Origin of the sequence: Campylobacter sp. W0066.2 (genome assembly GCF_024723515.1) — a bacterium.
Taxonomy (GTDB): domain Bacteria; phylum Campylobacterota; class Campylobacteria; order Campylobacterales; family Campylobacteraceae; genus Campylobacter_D.
Map to the genome: position 1 here is coordinate 50,183 of NZ_JANQCV010000011.1, position 16,087 is coordinate 66,269.

Consider the following 16,087-nt stretch of genomic DNA (forward strand, 5'->3'; position numbering starts at 1 on the left):
ATTTGGGTGTTTAAGATTTTAGTATTTTAAGAAATATTCTTGGATTTTCTTAGGATCGCTTGTTTTAGTTAGAGCAAGCATTAATAATACTCTAGCTTTTTGAGGACTCATATCACCTGTATCAATGAAACCAAGTTTTGCATCAGCATCACTTACCGCAACTCTACCAGCTACTACGCGTGAGCTTACCGCTACATTAAGACCTTTTTTAAGCAATTCTTTTAACACATCTTTTTGATAATCATGAATACTACCAGCACCTGTTCCAGCCACAACTATGCCTTTAGTTCCATTTTCAAACAAAGCTTTTGCTGCAACACCGCTACCATCATTTGCATAACTATAAAGAATATCTACTTTTGGTAATTCTTTTAGTTTGCTAACATCAAATGGAGATTTTTTAGTGTGTAATTTTGTATTAGTATTATAGAAAAATGCTTTTCCATCTACTATATAACCCATATCACCCATATCTGGTGAGCTAAATGCATTTACATTTAAACTATGGGTTTTCATAACGCCCCTAGCACTTTGAATTCTATCATTCATAGCTACCATTACGCCTTTATTTTTTGCTTGTGGATTTGCTGCTAATGCTACAGCATTGTAAAGATTTTTAGGACCATCTGCACTAATTGCAGTTGATGGGCGCATTGCACCAACCAAAACAACAGGTTTGTCGCTTTTTACAGTTAAATTTAGGAAATATGCAGTTTCTTCCATAGTATCAGTACCATGGGTAATTACAACTCCATCTACATCAGATTTTAAAAGTCTATTAACTTCTTTAGCAAGTTTTAGCCAAATTTCATTTGTCATATCTTTGCTATCAATATTAGCAATTTGATCTCCGCTAATTACCGCTAAATCTTGAATTTGAGGTACTGCTTTAATCAAAGTATCAACCCCCAAAACACCAGCTGTATAACCTGTAGTAGCTACTGAACTATCAATCGAACCTGCAATAGTTCCACCTGTAGCTAAAATTGCAACTTTTGGTTTTGCTTCCAAAATTCCTGCTCCTAAACTTAGTGCCATAGCTGCACACATTAACATTTTTTTCATGTTAGTCCTTTCATTAGAAATGATAAAGATTATAATGCAACTATGTTTAAATAAAAATAAATTATTAATATAAAAAATACTTTAGTAAATAGCTATTAATTTAAAGCCATAAATTTGCAATTTTTTTTAGTTTTTCTACATCACTTGAAGCATAAAATTCGATATTAGCTTCTTCTTGGATTGATGTTAAGTTAAATTCTTGCTGTAATTGCAAAGCTATAGCTTCACCTGAATGAATAAGTTTTGTGTTTTTGCCAAAATACTCTTCCAAAGAATGAGCGATTAAAGGAAAATGCGTGCATGCTAAGATTAGAGCATTAGGATGAAATTTGAGCTTATTAAAATAATACTCAAAAGCGGCTTTTAAAAAATCTCCTTGAAAAATCCCTTCTTCAATCATAGGTACAAAAAGCCCCGTTGCTTTTTCTTCTACTTTTAAAAAGCCTTCTTTGATTAAAGCTTGCTTATAAGCGTGAGAATCCACGGTAGCTTGAGTTGCAATGACTAATATATTAGAGTTTTTATCTTCTAAAGAGTTTTTAACTGCTAAAACTCCTGCTTCTATAACTCCAAGAACCGGAAATGGTGCATTTGCTTTTAGAATTTCTAAAGCATGCGCACTAACTGTATTGCACGCAATGATAAGCATATCTACTTTTTTTTCTTTGAAAAATTCTAAAGCTTCTAGAGAAAATTTAATGATAGTTTCTTTATCTTTAACCCCATAAGGCACTCTTGCAGTATCCCCATAGTAGATATATTCTTTAAAAAGTTTTGCTTGAAGTAAAGATTTTAAAACACTAAGCCCACCTACACCACTATCAAAAACGCCTAGTCTCATCAAAATCCTTAAAAGAGAAGAAAGTAGAAAATCTACTTTCTTATAAGCCTACTGCACTTAAAGTTTGGTATTTATTCATATAAATTTGAGCTTCAATTTTTCTCATAGTATCAAGTGCTACTTGAACTACGATCAAAACAGAAGTTCCACCAAAATAAAAAGGCACACCAAACAACTTCACAATAAGCCATGGTAATGTAGCTACAAGCCCTAAATAAATAGAACCTGACAAGGTAAGTCTTGACGCTACTTCATTAAGATAATTTGCAGTTCCTTCACCTGGTCTAATACCTGGTATGAAACCACCTTGTCTTTTAAGATTTTCAGCTATATCTTTTGCGTTAAATACAATTGATGCATAAAAATACGCAAAGAAAATAACAAGTAAGAATGTTAAAAAATGAAAGAAAAATCCGTTTGGATTTAAAAAGTCATAAATTTTTAACACATATTCATTTGTACTTGTTTGCAAAATAGTACTTGGAAACATCAAAATCGCACTTGCAAAAATAGGAGGAATTACCCCACTTAAGTTGATCTTAATAGGTATATAATTCATAATGCGTTTGTTTTGATTTTGCATGATTACTTTTCTTGAGTAAGAAATAGGAATTCTTCTTTCTCCAAGCTCTACTACTATAATAGCCCAAATAGTAAGTAAAATTACAACTAAAATGGCAATGATAGTCAAGAAATTCATCTCACCTGTATTTACCAAATTTACTGTTCCACTAATTGCACCTGGAATTGTAGAAACAATACCACCAAAGATGATTAAAGAAATACCATTTCCTATACCGCGTTGAGTGATTTGCTCACCTATCCACATCAAAAGCATGGTACCTGCAAGCATAGAAACAGCAGAAAGTGCGATAAAAGTATTCATATCAATCATAATGGCTGATTGACCTGCTTTTCCATGAAGACTTTGTAAACCTATAGAAACGCCTATACTTTGTATCAAAGTGATAGCTATAGTAGCATAACGGATAATTTGCATATATTTTTGCATACCATCGCGTTCTTTTTTCATTTTTCCTATATTAGGAAAAGTTGCCGCTAAAAGCTCCATAATAATCGAAGCAGTAATATAAGGCATAATGCCTAGAGAGATGATGCTAAGTCTTTCAGCAGCACCCCCACTAAACATATTAAACAAGCCTAATGCATTAGATGCATTAGAATCAAAAAATTCCTTGATAACACTGACATTAACCCCCGGAACTGGAACATAAGCTAATATTCTATAAGCGAATAAAAAAGCTAATGTTATGAGAATTTTATTTGTCAATGTTTTATTCATTATTTTTGTCCGCTAAAAGTAATCTTCTCGTCTTTAATTTTACTAGCAAGATCTTTAGCGCTTGCCCCAATAAGCTTAACTTTATTTACATTTTTTGAAAGCTTATGAATGCTATTGATTGTTTCAAATGTAATTTCGCTAAGCTCTTTGATTGCTGTGATTTTTTCAACATTAATCACATAAGGTTTTTCAAATTTAGAAGTAAAGCCTACTTTTGGTAAGCGTCTTTGAAGTGGTTGTTGACCCCCTTCAAAACCTCTTTTTTCATTATAACCTTTTCTAGCAGTTTGGCCTTTTCCACCTTTAGTAGAAGTTTTACCCATACCACTACCTTGACCACGGCCTATTCTTTTGGTTTTGTGTGTTGAACCTGGTGCTTTTGTTAAATTCATTGATTATCCTTTAAGCATTGTAAGTGCTTTGATAGTAGCACGCACAACATTTGCTGAATTATTTGAACCTAAAGACTTAGTTAAAATGTCTTTAATACCTGCAAGTTCCACGATAGGACGTGTTGAACCACCTGCAATAACCCCTGTACCTTCGCTTGCTGGTTTAAGTAAAATTCTACTTGCGTTGTATTTTACTTCTACATCATGAGGGATAGTTGAACCTTTTGTTTTAACTTCAACAATGTTTTTAAAAGCATCATCAACTGCTTTTCTTATAGCATCTGGAACTTCTTTAGCTTTTCCATAGCCCACACCAACTAAACCTTTTCTATTTCCAACGATAACTAAAGCAGTAAATCTAAATCTTCTACCACCTTTAACAACCTTAGTAACCCTGCCGATATCGACGATTACTTCTTCAAATTCTTCTCTATTATATTTTTCCATCGATCTTCCTTTTGGGTTATAGTTTGATTCCGTTTTCTCTTAGTGCTTCAGCTAATGCTGCAATCACACCATGGTATAAATAACCATTTCTATCAAACACTGCTTCTTCTATGTTTTTAGCTTTTAAAACTTTTGCAAATTCAGCTGCTATTTTTTTAGCACCTTCTTTATTTGCTTTAACACCAATTTTTCTTCCATCTACTGCTGCTAAAGTTACTGCTTTAACATCATCGATAGCTTGGATATATAAAGTTCTGTTTGATTTGAAAACAGAAACTCTTGGAAGAGCTTGTGTTCCTGAAATTTTTGCTCTAATTCTTTTTTTTCTTTTAATTCTTAAAGATATTTTTCTTTTTAATACATTTGCTCTCATATTCTATCCTTACTTCTTAGATGTCTTACCAGCTTTGCGGATAATACGCTCATCTGAATATTTAACACCTTTTCCTTTGTAAGGCTCAGGTGGTCTAAATTCACGAATTTGAGCAGCAACTTGACCTACCACTTGTTTATCACTACCTTTGATAATAACATTGTTTTTATCAACAGTAATTTCTATGCCTTCTGGAATAGCATAGTTGATAGGATGAGAAAAACCTAAAGCAAGTTCAAGAACTTTACCTTTTAACGCAGCTTTATAACCAACACCGTTGATTTCTAAAGTTTTGCTAAAACCATCGGTTAAACCGATGATGATGTTTTGAGCTAAAGCTCTATAAGTTCCCCAATAAGCTCTACTTTGTCTATCTTCACCTTTAGGAGAGAAAAGAATTTGTCCTTCTTTAATCTCAACATTAACATTTGCTTTTGTATCAAGCTCTTTTGCTAAATTTCCTTTTTTGAATTTTAGCAAGTTACCTTCTAATTTTACTTCTACTCCACTTGGAATAGCAACTGGTTGTTTACCTATACGAGACATTCATTTTTCCTTTTTACTTGTCTACGATATGACTACTTTATAAGAATGGATACCGAATACCATAAAAAGTAGAAACTCTTACCAAATAGTACATAAAACTTCGCCGCCAACGCCTGCTTTGTAAGCTTCGTCGTTAGCTAAAACACCTTTTGAAGTGCTTACTACGATAGTACCATAACCGTTTTTAAATCTTTTGATCTCATCTTTGCCTTTATAAACACGACGACCAGGTTTAGAAATACGCTTAACTTCGTTAATTACGCTTTTACCTTTTTCATCGTATTTTAAAACTACATTGATGAATTTCTTTTTATCCTCTTCAATAACATTAAAGCTTTCAATATAGCCTTTAGCTTGGAAAATTCCAAGTAAAGCTTCGATAACTTTAGAATGCAAAAGTTGAGTAGTTTCTAATCTTCTCATCCCTGCATTTCTAATTCTTGTTAGTGAATCTGAAATTAAATCATTTATCATGGTTCTTTCCTCTTACCAACTTGCTTTTTTAAGACCAGGAATTAAACCTTCATTTGCCATTTTTCTTAAGCAAACTCTGCAAATTCCAAAATCTCTATAAACTGAATGTGGTCTTCCACAAATTTGGCATCTAGTATACCCTCTAACGCTAAATTTAGGTTTGCGGGCAGCTTTTGCAATCATTGATTTTTTAGCCATATTACTTTCCTTTTGCAAATGGCACGCCAAATAATTCTAATAATTTTTGTGCCTCTTTATCTGATTTTGCTGTTGTAACGATAGAAATGTTCATACCATGAGTTCTTAAGATTTTATCATATTCAACTTCTGGGAACATTAACTGCTCATCTAAACCAAAGTTATAGTTTCCTCTTCCATCAAAACCATCTCTTGGAAGACCTCTAAAGTCTTTAACACGAGGAAGAGCTATAGTAATAAGCTTATCTAAGAAAGCATACATATTGTCTTTTCTTAATGTTACCATTACACCTACTGGGAAGCCTTCTCTCACTTTAAAACCAGCAACTGATTTTTTAGCTTTTGTGATAACTGCTTTTTGTCCAGCGATCAATGAAATAGTATCTGCAACATTTTGTAATACTTTTTGATCTTTTGCTAATTCCCCAGCACCTACGCTGATTACAACTTTTTCAATAAAAGGAATAAGCATAGGATTTTTGATATCAAATTCTTTTACTAAAGCAGGTTTGATATTTTGAGTATATTTTTCTTTCAATCTCATCATCTTATTCTCCTGCCTTTGCTACATTTGAAATATCCATTGGCATTTCTTTGTTGATAAAACCGCCATTTGGATTTTTATCACTTGGCTTAACAGCTTTTTTAGCGATTTTACAACCCTCAACAATTACTTTATTTGTTTTAGGGAATACTGCTAAAACTTTACCTGTTTTGCCTTTGTCATCGCCTGCGATAACTTTTACCATATCATTCTTTTTAATTTTTAATTTCATTACAACACCTCCGGTGCTAGTGAAACAATTTTCATAAAGCCACCATATCTTACTTCACGACCTACTGGTCCAAAAATACGCGTTCCGATAGGCTCTCTTTTGGCATCAAGAATAACTGCTGCATTTTCATCAAAACGAATTAAAGAACCATTATCTCTATGAATTTCTTTTTTAGTTCTAACGATAACTGCTTTTACTACTTGACCTTTTTTAACTTTACCATTTGGTAGAGCTTTTTTTACAGATGCAACGATTACATCACCAACAGTAGCGTATCTTCTTTTACTACCACCTAAAACCTTAATACACATTAATTCTTTTGCGCCGCTATTATCAGCAACTGCAAGCCTAGTAAAACTTTGAATCATTACTCAACTCCTGCTGATACTATAGTTTTTAAGCGAAATGATTTTCTCTTAGAAAGTGGTCTACATTCAATAGCAACTACAGTATTTCCCACTTTAAGTTCATTTCTTTCATCATGAATTAAATATTTTTTAAAGCGTTTTACGATTTTTCTGTATTTTGGGTGAACCACTTTTCTTTCAACCAAAATTGTTGCTGTTTTATCTCCAGCAATTTGAACAACAACGCCTTGAATTTCTCTTTTAAATGCCATTTTCTATCCTTATTTTAAAGCGCTAATTGCAGTATTGATTCTAGCGATGTCTTTTTTAACTTCGCTAATCTCTTTAGGATTAGTTAGCTGCATTGTTTTTAGCTTTTGTCTTAAAGTAAATAAAAGCACCTTTTTTTCTTTTAGCATTGTTGCAAGCTCACCTGCTGTTTTATCTTTAATCTCAGTATATTTCATTTTGGCTCTCTCTTGTAACAAACTTAGTTTTAAATGGCAATTTATGCATCGCTAAAGTTAAAGCTTGTCTTGCCATTTCTTCATTAACCCCTGCCATTTCATAAATGATACGACCTGGTTTAATGTTCATTACCCATTCCTCAACTGCACCTTTACCTTTACCCATACGAGTTTCTAAAGGTTTTTTAGTTAGAGGTTTATCTGGGAAAACTCTAATCCAAGTTTTACCTTGTCTTTTTACAAAACGAGTTAAAGCAATACGAGCTGCTTCGATTTGACGTGAATTGATACGGCCAGCTTCAGTTGCTTTTAGGGCAAAATCACCAAAAGTAAATTCAGTCCCTCTGTTGGCATAACCTCTGTTACGCCCTTTCATCATTTTACGATATTTTGTTCTTTTTGGCATTAACATGATTATTTACCTCTTCTTGCTCTTCTAGTTTTTTTAGCTGGAGCGTTTTCTTCGGTTTTTTCAGGTTGAACACCCTTTTGTAAAACTTCACCTTTGAAGATCCATACTTTAATACCTATGTTTCCATAAGTAGTATGTGCTTCTGCAAAACCATAATCGATTTTTGCTCTTAAAGTGTGAAGTGGAACACGACCTTCTAGGTACCATTCAGTTCTTGCCATTTCAGCACCACCTAAACGACCTGAAACTGAAACTTTAATCCCTTTAGCACCTGCTTTTTGCGCTCCTTGAATTACTTTTTTCATTGCTCTTCTAAAAGCAATTCTTTTTTCAAGTTGAGTAGCAACACTTTCAGCTGCAAGCTGAGCTGAAGCACCCGCTTTTCTTTCTTCTTTGATATTGATATTAACTTCTTTTTTGATTAAATCTTGAAGTTCTTTTCTTAAAATATCAACATCACTACCTTTTTTACCAATAATAATCCCTGGTCTTGCAGCTACAACAGTTACTCTTAATTTTTTCGCTGTTCTTTCTACAAGAATTTGGCTAATTCCTGCATAATAAAGTTTTCTTTTTAAGAAAGTTCTGATTTTATAATCTTCACCAATATTTTCTGCTAAATTAGCTTTTGTAGGAAACCATCTTGATTCCCAATTTCTATTAATTCCTAGTCTTAAACCAATCGGATTTACTTTTTGTCCCATATTAGCTTTCCTTTTTCACTGATGCTTTTTTAGCTTTTGTAGTTTTTTCAGCACTTGCTTCTACTTTACTAACTTCTACCAAAATGTGTGAAGTTGGCTTTCTAATACGACTAGCACTTCCTCTAGCTCTTGGTCTAAATCTTTTTAAAACCGCACCAGCATCAACACGACAACTTGAAACAACAACTTCATTTGCTTCAAATCCGCCATTTGCTACAGCACTTGAAATAGCATTTGCTATAAATTTAGCACCTTTATTTGGCATAAATTTCAAACTAGCTAATGCAAGCTCTGCATTCATACCTTGAACTTCTCTAGCAATCAATCTCGCTTTAGTTGGAGATAATCTTATGAATTTAATTAACGCTCTACTCATAAATCTCCCTTACTTACCTATTTTTTTCTGAACAGAGCCTTTGTGACCCTTAAATGTTCTAGTAGGTGCAAATTCACCTAATTTGTAACCGATATGATTTTCAGTAACATATACTGGGATAAAGCTTTTTCCATTATGAACATTAAAAGTTAAACCTATCATATCAGGTATAATAGTGCTGCGTCTTGACCAAGTTTTAATTGGCTTACCATCGTTAGCTTTTTTAGCAGCGATGACTTTTTTCATTACATGGTCATCAACAAAAGGACCTTTTTTTAGTGACCTAGCCATCTTACTTTCCTTTTCTTCTTGAAATTATTAGCTTATCGCTAGCTTTTTTACGGCGAGTTTTAGCACCTTTAGTTGGTTTACCCCATGGAGTAACTGGATGACGGCCTGAATTTTTCTTACCTTCACCCCCGCCGTGTGGGTGATCAACTGGGTTCATCGCAGAACCTCTTGTTTGAGGACGAATACCTCTATGGCGATTTCTACCAGCTTTACCGATAGTCACATTTGACCATTCTTCATTACCAACTTCACCGATACTTGCCATACATTCAGCTAAAACTTGTCTCATTTCACCACTTGCAAGTCTTAAAATAACGTATTTTTCTTCTTTACCCATTAATTGAGCATAAGCACCTGCTGAACGGATCATTTGACCGCCTTTACCTGGCTTTAACTCAATATTGTGTACGATAGTACCCACTGGGATGTTTCTTAATTTCATTGCATTACCTGGTTTAATGTCAAGTCCGCTTTCAGCAGCACAAACAACATCACCAACACTTAAACCTTTTGGTTGTAAGATGTATCTTTTTTCACCATCTCTATAAGAGATTAATGCAATACGACAATTTCTGTATGGATCGTACTCGATTGCTTCAACTTTGCCCTCAATACCAAATTTTCTTCTTTTAAAATCTATAATTCTGTAAAGTTTTTTAGCACCTGCTTCTTTATGACGGCTTGTGATTCTACCATTATTGTTACGACCTGCATGAGCTGGAAGTTTTACAAGTAATGAACGTACACTAGCTTTTGCTGTGATATCATCAGAGCTTACACCTGTGATGTATCTTCTACTTGGAGTATATGGTTTATAAGTTTTAATTGCCATCTTATGCCTCCGAACTTTCTAAGCTCACACCTTCTGGTAGCTTAACATAGAATTTTTTAAAGCTATTTCTTTGACCTTCACGACCTCTAAAACGCTTTACTTTTCCATCCATTTTTAAAGAATTAATTCTTACTGGAGTTACACCAAAATATTCTCTTAAAACTTCTTTTAGACCATTTTTAGTCATTTTTGGAGAAGTTTGAATAACTACAACACCTTGCTCTTGAAGGTTTAAGCTTTTTTCAGTGTAAAGTATTGTTTTTATATCAGTAATATCTGCCATTTTAACCCTCTTTTACGATAGATTCAAGCGCTGCTTTTTCAATGATAACAGCATTAAATACAGATACTAAATAAGCATTTACTTCGCTAATATCAACTACATAGCAATTTGCTAAGTTTCTAAAAGCAAGAAGTGTTTTTTCATCTAGTAAATCTTTTACAATTAAAGCATCTTTTAAACCAAGCTTTTTAATAACTGCATTTGCATCTTTTGTTTTACCGCTTTCAATGCTTAAACTATCTAATGAGAATAATGCATTGTTTTGTGCTTTATCAGCCAATGCTCTTTCAAGCGCTAAGCGTTTTTGTTTTTTATTAACTTTTTGGAAATAGTTACGATTGTTTGTAGGACCAAATGCCACAGCACCACCAACCCAAACATTCGTTCTTGTTGAACCTGCTCTTGCACCACCACGACCTTTTTGTCTCCATGGTTTTTTACCACCACCGCTTACATCGCTTCTACCTTTAGTATGAGCTGTGTTTGCTCTAAGGCTAGCAAGATAAGATTTTACATATAAATAAAGGTTGTGAGGATTAACTTCTGCATATTTTGCTGGAAGATCGAGTTCACTAGCTTTTTCAAATTTATCATTTAAAACAGTTACTTTACTCATTTTGCAATCCTTATTTTACCCATAGCACCATTAAATCCTGGTACCGCACCTTTTACTACTAAGATGCCATTTTCTTCATCAAATGAAACTACTTCATTTTTAACAGTAACTTTTACATTACCATAATGACCTGCCATTTTCATACCTGGTTGAACACGACCTGGCCATTCGCGGTTACCGATTGATCCGTGACGTCTGTGGAATCTTGAACCGTGACTTGCAGGACCTCCAGCAAATCCGTGTCTTTTAACAACCCCACTATAACCTCTACCTTTAGAATTAAAGCTTACTTTTAAGATAGAAGCTTCTTTTAAAGGATTAAGATCAATATCACCTGCTTCTGTATTTGCCACTTCTAAAGAAGCAAATCTATTATATTCAGCTGAAAGATTGTATTTTTTTTGCTGACCTGCAATGCATTTATTATTTGCTTTGCCTTTTACATAAGCAACCAAAGCTTTTCCATTTTCTACTTCACATACTTTAGTTTGAACAAGTTTAAGTAAGGTTACAGGAATGCTTGGTGTGCTGATTGTTCTACTCATACCAATTTTTTCTACAATGTATTCCATATTCTATCCTTATTTACCCATAGCTCTTACTTCAACATTGACCTCTGGAGCCAAGTCAAGCTTAGTGAGTGAATCTACTGTATCTGGAGTAGCTGCTACAATATCAAGCATACGAGCATGAATTCTCATCTCAAATTGTTCGCGTGAATCTTTATTGATGTGTGGAGATTTCAAAACTGTGTATCTTTTGATTTTTGTAGGCATTGGCACTGGACCTCTGATGTCAGCACCTGTTCTTTTAACAGCTTCTACAATTGCTGCAACTGTGCGATCTAGAACTCTGTGGTCATAAGCTTTTAGCTTAAGCCTGATTCTTTCCATATTTTTTTCCTTTGTAAAGAACTCGTTAGACCCATAAGAATCTAACCACCATATAAAATGATGTTGAGATTATATAAAAAGAGCCTTTGCTATGTCAAGAAATTTATACATTTTTTTTTAATTATTTTCCTTTTAAAAAGGATAAAAATTAAATTTTATCAAATTTATAAGATTTTTTATACATTAAGAAAATCTAAGAAAAGATATAGTATGATTTCAAAATCTAAAGGGGCATTAGCTCAGCTGGGAGAGCACAACGCTGGCAGCGTTGGGGTCAGCGGTTCGAACCCGCTATGCTCCACCATTTAGTATAAAGAAATTTATGAAATCACTACAATTTTTTTACGATAATTACCCAAAATTTCAAAAATTTGATGAAAGAAAAATTCAAATCCAAACCCATAAAAACATCATCATAAAAGGTGGTTTTGCAAGTGGTAAGAAAAATTTGATTTTAAATTTTTTGTCTTTATATAAAGCAGAAAATATACTTTTTATTGATTGTGATGATTTGAAATTTCAAGCAAGCGCTTTAATAAATTTAAATTCGTTTTTAACTTATAATCCACAGATTAAATTCCTCGCACTTTGCAACTTTGCTCATGATTTTGACTTTGCTAGTTTAAAACACCTTAATTTGCAAATCATAATAAGTGTTTGTGATAGTAATTTTTGCTTAGATCAGTTTGAAGAACTTCATTTGGATTATTTAGACTTTGAAGAATTTTTAAGTCTAAATAAAAAATATGCTGATACCAAAACCATGGTAAGTTATTTTTTACACACAGGACGCAATGTGATTTTAAATCACAACTTTAACACAAACTCATCATACCTAAAAAGCTTTTATACCCCATTAGAGCTTACCATACTCAAACAAATTGCCTTAGAACTTGGGAATGAATTTAGTGTTAATGAACTATTAAAGACTCTAAAAAATAGTATAAAAATTTCCAAAGACACCTTATATAAAAGCATAGAAAAACTAGAATCAAACTACACTTTGTATTTTGTAAAAAATCTTGAAAAAAATTTAAAAAAAGTATATTTTTGTGACTTTTCATTAAAAAATTCTCTAAGCATACAAAAAGACTTTAGTGCTTTGTTTGAAAATTTGATTTTAAGCGAGTTATTTAAATTTAAACAAGAAATTTTTTATACTAAGCATTTTGATTTTTACTTACCAAGTCTTAAAAATGCATTTTTATGCTCACCCTTTAAAGATAAAGATTTACTTAGCTTAAAAGTCAAAAAAATACTTAGTAAAAACCAACTCGCACTTTCAACTATTTATATCATCACGCTTTCACAAAGAGATGAGTTTTTCATTGAAGGGGTGCGCGTGATGATTTTACCTTTTGATGAGTGGGCCTTGGGTAATTAATCTAACTCATCAAGATTATGTTGCTCGATAATAGATAAAATAAGCTTAGTATAATTACTTTTAATCTCTGAGTATTTTTCTAAATGACTTGCTGCTTCTTTACCATCAAGTTTTTTATTTTCACTTATAGTATTCCATCGCCAAGCCCTAAATTCTTTATAAGCATCGTGGCGATTTAAATTAAGCAAGTATGAATCCACACTTTCTTGTAAGCTATCAAATATACGAATTTTATGAGTTTTACCCTCGCCTCTTTCTTTTGGAATTAAACCTTTTTCACCCCAAGTCCATTCTCCAAATAAATTATTTGCCTCTTTAGCAAAACGACTTGTGCCAGTTGCACTTTCAATAATTGCTTGAGCTATGGCTAAAGACTTTGGCACCTTTTGGATACGCATTTGGTACTCTTTGTGATCGTATAAATTTTTAACACGGTATTTTTCTTTTAAAGACCATAGTTTTTGCACAGCATTAGTATTTAGCTTTCTAAAATTATTCTTTATGGCTTCTTTAAAGAAAAATTCTATAAATTCTTTTTCTTTTTCTATCTCTTTAAAAGAAACATCTAATAAAGCATTGATTTTTTTGATAAAAACTTCACGCTTTTCTTTTATACTTAAAGTATAGTATTGCTCATCAAAACCTGCTATAAATTCAGCTTTTAAAAATAAAACACTACTAAGCAAAATTATAATCAGCTTCAAAACAGCACTTCACCTTTCCTCTAAAAAATATTTGATCCTCTTCTAATCTAAAATGCAAACTTTCATTGATTTTTGGCTTTACCAAAATATCATCTTTTACTTTTTGATTTAAATACGCTAAGTAAAAACAAGCCCCCATGCCCGTACCACAAGCTAAAGTCTCATCTTCCACCCCACGCTCATAAGTTCTAACTCTTATAAACTCTTCATCTTCCACTTTAGCAAAATTAACATTTGCATTATATTTTTTACGCACTTCTTTGCATAAATTGACATCAAATTCGTTTAAACTATCTACAAAGGTTACTATGTGTGGAACTCCTGTATTACAACCTTGCCAAATTCTACCCTTATACTCAAAAGCTTCTTTGATATCCTTTACCCCACTAAGTTTGACTTCAACCATATCATCATCAACAAAAGATTTTATAAGTCCTGCACCGGTTAAGAAATTTAAATATTGAGATTTTTTTAAATAATGATGAGCAAAATGCGCTGCTGCGCGTGAGCCATTACCACACATACTTGCTTTACTCCCATCACAATTATAAAATTCCCATTCAAAATCATATCTATCATGAGGCACTACCACTATAAGTCCATCAGCGCCTATGCCCTCATAACGATTGCAAAGAATTCTAGCTAATTCACTGCGATCCTTCTTTTCGCTATCTGCAAACACCACAAAATCATTCCCGCTAGCACAGTACTTGTAAAATTTCATTTTTCAACCTTTAAAGTGTGTTTTAAAAAATTTAGCACATTTTTCTCAAAATTTTCATAACCTGAAGTATTTTTTATCACAAAATCTGCTTTTTTTAGTTTTTCTTCTATATCAAGTTGTAAATCAATTCTTTTTAAGGCTTCATTTTCATCTAAATTATCTCTTTGCATTAATCTTTGAAGCAAAAGTTCTTTTGGAGTATAAATCAATATACTTTTTCCTAAATTTTGATAATGATTATTTTCAAAAAATAAAGGCAGTTCTATAAAAAAAGCCTTGTTGCTTTTATCTAAAATTTGAGCTTTTTGCAAAATCACTTCTTTGATTTTAGGATGTAAAAAATCTTCTAACTTTTTTTTGGCGTTTAAATCATTAAATACAATAGTGCCAAGTTTTTTTCTATCTATTTTTCCAGCTATGAGCAAATCATCATTGTTAAAAAGCTTAGCTATAAAATTTGCATTTTCATTTAAAAGCTCATGAGCTATCACATCTGCGCTTAAAGTATCAAAACCCAAATTTTGAACTATTTTTATAAAGCTTGACTTTCCACCTGCTATACTTGATGTTACAAAATAAGCATTTTGCATAATTTAGCCTTAAAACATTTTTAGTTAAAATACCTTTTAAATTCTTAAAGGAAGATAAATGAATATAAGCTATGAAGATGCGGGCGTAAGTATAGACAATGGCAATGCTTTTGTAGAAGCAATCAAGCCTTTAGTAAAAGAAACTTTTAATGAAAATGTTTTAGGTGGCATAGGCTCTTTTTCGGGTGCTTTTGCTATGCCAAGTGGTTTTAAAAATCCTGTTATGCTAGCAGCAACTGATGGAGTGGGTACGAAGTTGCGCCTTGCTATTGATAGTCAAAAATTTGACACTATAGGCGAGGATTTAGTAGCAATGTGTGTGAATGATTTAATTTGTAATTTTGCTACGCCTTTGTTTTTTCTAGACTATTATGCAACCGCAAAGTTAGATGTGGAAGTTGCTAAAAAAGTTGTAGCAGGGATTGCTAATGGTTGTAAAAAAGCAAATTGTGCTTTAATAGGTGGAGAAACCGCTGAAATGCCTGGCATGTATCATAGCAATGATTTTGACTTAGCAGGTTTTTCAGTAGGTATGGCTGAAAAAGATGAGATAGATAGAAGAAATTTTGTCAAAAATGGAGACATTTTACTAGCTTTGCCTAGTAGCGGGCTTCATTCTAATGGATATTCTTTAGCTAGAAAAGTATTATTTGAAGCACAAAAGCTTAAATTTGATGATAAAATAGAGGGTAAAAATTTAATCGATATCTTGCTTGAACCTACAAGAATTTATGTAAAAGACTTTTTAAAATTAAAACCATTCATTAATGCACTAGCTCATATCACTGGCGGTGGTTTGGTAGAAAATTTACCTAGAGTTTTCCCAAGAGGAATAGGTGCAATCATCAGAAAACATCATCTAAAAACTCCTGAAATTTTTTACCAAATAGGCCAAAGCGTAGAAGAAGCTGAAATGTACAGAAGCTTTAATATGGGTGTGGGTTTAGTTATGGTAGTAGATCCATCTAATGTAGGAAAAGTTTTAGAAAACTCAGACGCTTATGTAATAGGTGAAGTTGTATTAAATGAAGGGGTTGTTTTAGAATGAT

At 32.8% G+C, this 16,087-nt stretch carries 28 protein-coding genes and 1 tRNA gene; 3 read left to right on the top strand and 26 right to left on the bottom strand.

The window, feature by feature from the left end; all coding sequences use genetic code 11:
- Window positions 1-18: 18 nt before the first annotated feature.
- The 23 genes from CAMP18498_RS06150 to rpsJ all read right to left on the bottom strand — a co-directional run bounded on the left by CAMP18498_RS06150 (window position 19) and on the right by rpsJ (window position 11,636).
- The gene (locus CAMP18498_RS06150) at window positions 19-1,050 is read right to left on the bottom strand and encodes a type II asparaginase (protein ID WP_263726778.1); all 1,032 of its coding nucleotides are present in this window, start codon (window positions 1,048-1,050) and stop codon (window positions 19-21) included.
- Between the two features lie 115 nt (window positions 1,051-1,165).
- A complete protein-coding gene (murI, locus tag CAMP18498_RS06155; RefSeq protein WP_337198025.1) occupies window positions 1,166-1,906 on the bottom strand; it encodes a glutamate racemase in 741 nt (246 codons plus the stop codon).
- 40 nt (window positions 1,907-1,946) lie between these two features.
- Window positions 1,947-3,209, bottom strand: a complete 1,263-nt coding sequence (gene secY / locus CAMP18498_RS06160; protein WP_047207857.1) for a preprotein translocase subunit SecY — start codon at window positions 3,207-3,209, stop codon at window positions 1,947-1,949.
- The gene (rplO, locus tag CAMP18498_RS06165; RefSeq protein WP_039617163.1) at window positions 3,209-3,601 is read right to left on the bottom strand and encodes a 50S ribosomal protein L15; all 393 of its coding nucleotides are present in this window, start codon (window positions 3,599-3,601) and stop codon (window positions 3,209-3,211) included. Before rplO ends, secY begins: the two co-directional genes overlap by 1 nt.
- Window positions 3,602-3,604: 3 nt before the next feature.
- The gene (rpsE, locus tag CAMP18498_RS06170) at window positions 3,605-4,048 is read right to left on the bottom strand and encodes a 30S ribosomal protein S5 (protein WP_039617161.1); all 444 of its coding nucleotides are present in this window, start codon (window positions 4,046-4,048) and stop codon (window positions 3,605-3,607) included.
- A gap of 16 nt (window positions 4,049-4,064) precedes the next feature.
- On the bottom strand, window positions 4,065-4,421 hold the full coding sequence (gene rplR / locus CAMP18498_RS06175; protein WP_039617157.1) for a 50S ribosomal protein L18: 357 nt from the start codon (window positions 4,419-4,421) through the stop codon (window positions 4,065-4,067).
- A 9-nt stretch (window positions 4,422-4,430) separates the two neighbouring features.
- Window positions 4,431-4,967 carry a 50S ribosomal protein L6 gene (rplF, locus tag CAMP18498_RS06180; RefSeq protein WP_039617154.1) on the bottom strand — a complete coding sequence of 179 codons (537 nt, stop codon included), beginning with the start codon at window positions 4,965-4,967 and terminating at the stop codon, window positions 4,431-4,433.
- Between the two features lie 78 nt (window positions 4,968-5,045).
- Complete coding sequence (gene rpsH, locus CAMP18498_RS06185; protein WP_039617152.1) at window positions 5,046-5,441, bottom strand: 30S ribosomal protein S8; 396 nt, start codon at window positions 5,439-5,441, stop codon at window positions 5,046-5,048.
- Window positions 5,442-5,453: 12 nt separating this feature from the next.
- Entirely contained in the window at window positions 5,454-5,639 is a 186-nt protein-coding gene (locus CAMP18498_RS06190) for a type Z 30S ribosomal protein S14 (protein WP_012660824.1), read from the bottom strand.
- Between the two features lies 1 nt (window position 5,640).
- Entirely contained in the window at window positions 5,641-6,186 is a 546-nt protein-coding gene (gene rplE / locus CAMP18498_RS06195) for a 50S ribosomal protein L5 (RefSeq protein WP_012660823.1), read from the bottom strand.
- Between the two features lies 1 nt (window position 6,187).
- Window positions 6,188-6,415, bottom strand: a complete 228-nt coding sequence (gene rplX, locus CAMP18498_RS06200; RefSeq protein WP_012660822.1) for a 50S ribosomal protein L24 — start codon at window positions 6,413-6,415, stop codon at window positions 6,188-6,190.
- On the bottom strand, window positions 6,415-6,783 hold the full coding sequence (gene rplN / locus CAMP18498_RS06205) for a 50S ribosomal protein L14 (RefSeq protein ID WP_012660821.1): 369 nt from the start codon (window positions 6,781-6,783) through the stop codon (window positions 6,415-6,417). Before rplN ends, rplX begins: the two co-directional genes overlap by 1 nt.
- Window positions 6,783-7,034, bottom strand: a complete 252-nt coding sequence (gene rpsQ / locus CAMP18498_RS06210; protein WP_039617148.1) for a 30S ribosomal protein S17 — start codon at window positions 7,032-7,034, stop codon at window positions 6,783-6,785. The genes rplN and rpsQ overlap by 1 nt, the downstream gene beginning before the upstream one ends.
- 9 nt (window positions 7,035-7,043) lie before the next feature.
- Window positions 7,044-7,229, bottom strand: coding sequence for a 50S ribosomal protein L29 (rpmC, locus tag CAMP18498_RS06215; RefSeq protein ID WP_012660819.1), 186 nt, complete (start codon window positions 7,227-7,229; stop codon window positions 7,044-7,046).
- Window positions 7,216-7,641 (bottom strand): 50S ribosomal protein L16, encoded by a 426-nt coding sequence (rplP, locus tag CAMP18498_RS06220; protein WP_012660818.1) that lies wholly within the window; start codon window positions 7,639-7,641, stop codon window positions 7,216-7,218. Before rplP ends, rpmC begins: the two co-directional genes overlap by 14 nt.
- Before the next feature lie 2 nt (window positions 7,642-7,643).
- On the bottom strand, window positions 7,644-8,345 hold the full coding sequence (gene rpsC / locus CAMP18498_RS06225; RefSeq protein WP_039617145.1) for a 30S ribosomal protein S3: 702 nt from the start codon (window positions 8,343-8,345) through the stop codon (window positions 7,644-7,646).
- 1 nt (window position 8,346) lies between these two features.
- Window positions 8,347-8,721 (bottom strand): 50S ribosomal protein L22, encoded by a 375-nt coding sequence (rplV, locus tag CAMP18498_RS06230; RefSeq protein ID WP_039617143.1) that lies wholly within the window; start codon window positions 8,719-8,721, stop codon window positions 8,347-8,349.
- Window positions 8,722-8,730: 9 nt separating this feature from the next.
- Complete coding sequence (rpsS, locus tag CAMP18498_RS06235) at window positions 8,731-9,012, bottom strand: 30S ribosomal protein S19 (protein WP_039617142.1); 282 nt, start codon at window positions 9,010-9,012, stop codon at window positions 8,731-8,733.
- A gap of 1 nt (window position 9,013) precedes the next feature.
- Window positions 9,014-9,844 carry a 50S ribosomal protein L2 gene (gene rplB / locus CAMP18498_RS06240; protein WP_039617141.1) on the bottom strand — a complete coding sequence of 277 codons (831 nt, stop codon included), beginning with the start codon at window positions 9,842-9,844 and terminating at the stop codon, window positions 9,014-9,016.
- Window position 9,845: 1 nt separating this feature from the next.
- Window positions 9,846-10,127, bottom strand: a complete 282-nt coding sequence (locus tag CAMP18498_RS06245; protein WP_039617139.1) for a 50S ribosomal protein L23 — start codon at window positions 10,125-10,127, stop codon at window positions 9,846-9,848.
- A gap of 1 nt (window position 10,128) precedes the next feature.
- On the bottom strand, window positions 10,129-10,743 hold the full coding sequence (gene rplD, locus CAMP18498_RS06250) for a 50S ribosomal protein L4 (protein WP_337198026.1): 615 nt from the start codon (window positions 10,741-10,743) through the stop codon (window positions 10,129-10,131).
- A complete protein-coding gene (rplC, locus tag CAMP18498_RS06255; RefSeq protein ID WP_012660811.1) occupies window positions 10,740-11,315 on the bottom strand; it encodes a 50S ribosomal protein L3 in 576 nt (191 codons plus the stop codon). The genes rplD and rplC overlap by 4 nt, the downstream gene beginning before the upstream one ends.
- A 9-nt stretch (window positions 11,316-11,324) precedes the next feature.
- Window positions 11,325-11,636: a 30S ribosomal protein S10 gene (gene rpsJ / locus CAMP18498_RS06260; RefSeq protein WP_012660810.1), complete on the bottom strand. Its 312-nt coding sequence runs from the start codon at window positions 11,634-11,636 to the stop codon at window positions 11,325-11,327.
- 228 nt (window positions 11,637-11,864) lie between these two features.
- Here rpsJ and CAMP18498_RS06265 point away from each other — a divergent pair.
- Together CAMP18498_RS06265 and CAMP18498_RS06270 are read left to right on the top strand one after the other, a co-directional pair.
- Window positions 11,865-11,940: transfer RNA gene (locus CAMP18498_RS06265), tRNA-Ala, on the top strand.
- Between the two features lie 18 nt (window positions 11,941-11,958).
- A complete protein-coding gene (locus CAMP18498_RS06270; RefSeq protein WP_337198027.1) occupies window positions 11,959-13,020 on the top strand; it encodes an ATP-binding protein in 1,062 nt (353 codons plus the stop codon).
- On the opposite strand, the gene CAMP18498_RS06275 is transcribed toward CAMP18498_RS06270, so the two are convergent.
- The 3 genes from CAMP18498_RS06275 to coaE are packed head-to-tail and all read right to left on the bottom strand — an operon-like array spanning window position 13,017 to window position 15,038.
- Window positions 13,017-13,724: a glucosaminidase domain-containing protein gene (locus CAMP18498_RS06275; protein WP_337198028.1), complete on the bottom strand. Its 708-nt coding sequence runs from the start codon at window positions 13,722-13,724 to the stop codon at window positions 13,017-13,019. The two genes, CAMP18498_RS06270 and CAMP18498_RS06275, sit on opposite strands and share 4 nt — an antisense overlap.
- Window positions 13,699-14,448 carry a diaminopimelate epimerase gene (dapF, locus tag CAMP18498_RS06280; protein WP_337198029.1) on the bottom strand — a complete coding sequence of 250 codons (750 nt, stop codon included), beginning with the start codon at window positions 14,446-14,448 and terminating at the stop codon, window positions 13,699-13,701. The genes CAMP18498_RS06275 and dapF overlap by 26 nt, the downstream gene beginning before the upstream one ends.
- Entirely contained in the window at window positions 14,445-15,038 is a 594-nt protein-coding gene (coaE, locus tag CAMP18498_RS06285; RefSeq protein ID WP_337198030.1) for a dephospho-CoA kinase, read from the bottom strand. The genes dapF and coaE overlap by 4 nt, the downstream gene beginning before the upstream one ends.
- A 58-nt stretch (window positions 15,039-15,096) precedes the next feature.
- On the opposite strand from coaE, the gene purM reads away from it, so the two are divergent.
- Entirely contained in the window at window positions 15,097-16,086 is a 990-nt protein-coding gene (purM, locus tag CAMP18498_RS06290; protein WP_263683955.1) for a phosphoribosylformylglycinamidine cyclo-ligase, read from the top strand.
- Window position 16,087 lies beyond the last annotated feature (1 nt).

Excerpts from the sequence above, each read along its gene's own strand:
- CAMP18498_RS06150 (WP_263726778.1), bottom strand. The coding sequence starts at position 1,050 with ATGTGTGCAGCTATGGCACTAAGTTTAGGAGCAGGAATTTTGGAAGCA.
- murI (WP_337198025.1), bottom strand. The coding sequence starts at position 1,906 with ATGAGACTAGGCGTTTTTGATAGTGGTGTAGGTGGGCTTAGTGTTTTA.
- secY (WP_047207857.1), bottom strand. The coding sequence starts at position 3,209 with ATGAATAAAACATTGACAAATAAAATTCTCATAACATTAGCTTTTTTA.
- rplO (WP_039617163.1), bottom strand. The coding sequence starts at position 3,601 with ATGAATTTAACAAAAGCACCAGGTTCAACACACAAAACCAAAAGAATA.
- rpsE (WP_039617161.1), bottom strand. The coding sequence starts at position 4,048 with ATGGAAAAATATAATAGAGAAGAATTTGAAGAAGTAATCGTCGATATC.
- rplR (WP_039617157.1), bottom strand. The coding sequence starts at position 4,421 with ATGAGAGCAAATGTATTAAAAAGAAAAATATCTTTAAGAATTAAAAGA.
- rplF (WP_039617154.1), bottom strand. The coding sequence starts at position 4,967 with ATGTCTCGTATAGGTAAACAACCAGTTGCTATTCCAAGTGGAGTAGAA.
- rpsH (WP_039617152.1), bottom strand. The coding sequence starts at position 5,441 with ATGATAAATGATTTAATTTCAGATTCACTAACAAGAATTAGAAATGCA.
- CAMP18498_RS06190 (WP_012660824.1), bottom strand. The coding sequence starts at position 5,639 with ATGGCTAAAAAATCAATGATTGCAAAAGCTGCCCGCAAACCTAAATTT.
- rplE (WP_012660823.1), bottom strand. The coding sequence starts at position 6,186 with ATGATGAGATTGAAAGAAAAATATACTCAAAATATCAAACCTGCTTTA.
- rplX (WP_012660822.1), bottom strand. The coding sequence starts at position 6,415 with ATGAAATTAAAAATTAAAAAGAATGATATGGTAAAAGTTATCGCAGGC.
- rplN (WP_012660821.1), bottom strand. The coding sequence starts at position 6,783 with ATGATTCAAAGTTTTACTAGGCTTGCAGTTGCTGATAATAGCGGCGCA.
- rpsQ (WP_039617148.1), bottom strand. The coding sequence starts at position 7,034 with ATGGCATTTAAAAGAGAAATTCAAGGCGTTGTTGTTCAAATTGCTGGA.
- rpmC (WP_012660819.1), bottom strand. The coding sequence starts at position 7,229 with ATGAAATATACTGAGATTAAAGATAAAACAGCAGGTGAGCTTGCAACA.
- rplP (WP_012660818.1), bottom strand. The coding sequence starts at position 7,641 with ATGTTAATGCCAAAAAGAACAAAATATCGTAAAATGATGAAAGGGCGT.
- rpsC (WP_039617145.1), bottom strand. The coding sequence starts at position 8,345 with ATGGGACAAAAAGTAAATCCGATTGGTTTAAGACTAGGAATTAATAGA.
- rplV (WP_039617143.1), bottom strand. The coding sequence starts at position 8,721 with ATGAGTAGAGCGTTAATTAAATTCATAAGATTATCTCCAACTAAAGCG.
- rpsS (WP_039617142.1), bottom strand. The coding sequence starts at position 9,012 with ATGGCTAGGTCACTAAAAAAAGGTCCTTTTGTTGATGACCATGTAATG.
- rplB (WP_039617141.1), bottom strand. The coding sequence starts at position 9,844 with ATGGCAATTAAAACTTATAAACCATATACTCCAAGTAGAAGATACATC.
- CAMP18498_RS06245 (WP_039617139.1), bottom strand. The coding sequence starts at position 10,127 with ATGGCAGATATTACTGATATAAAAACAATACTTTACACTGAAAAAAGC.
- rplD (WP_337198026.1), bottom strand. The coding sequence starts at position 10,743 with ATGAGTAAAGTAACTGTTTTAAATGATAAATTTGAAAAAGCTAGTGAA.
- rplC (WP_012660811.1), bottom strand. The coding sequence starts at position 11,315 with ATGGAATACATTGTAGAAAAAATTGGTATGAGTAGAACAATCAGCACA.
- rpsJ (WP_012660810.1), bottom strand. The coding sequence starts at position 11,636 with ATGGAAAGAATCAGGCTTAAGCTAAAAGCTTATGACCACAGAGTTCTA.
- CAMP18498_RS06270 (WP_337198027.1), top strand. The coding sequence starts at position 11,959 with ATGAAATCACTACAATTTTTTTACGATAATTACCCAAAATTTCAAAAA.
- dapF (WP_337198029.1), bottom strand. The coding sequence starts at position 14,448 with ATGAAATTTTACAAGTACTGTGCTAGCGGGAATGATTTTGTGGTGTTT.
- coaE (WP_337198030.1), bottom strand. The coding sequence starts at position 15,038 with ATGCAAAATGCTTATTTTGTAACATCAAGTATAGCAGGTGGAAAGTCA.
- purM (WP_263683955.1), top strand. The coding sequence starts at position 15,097 with ATGAATATAAGCTATGAAGATGCGGGCGTAAGTATAGACAATGGCAAT.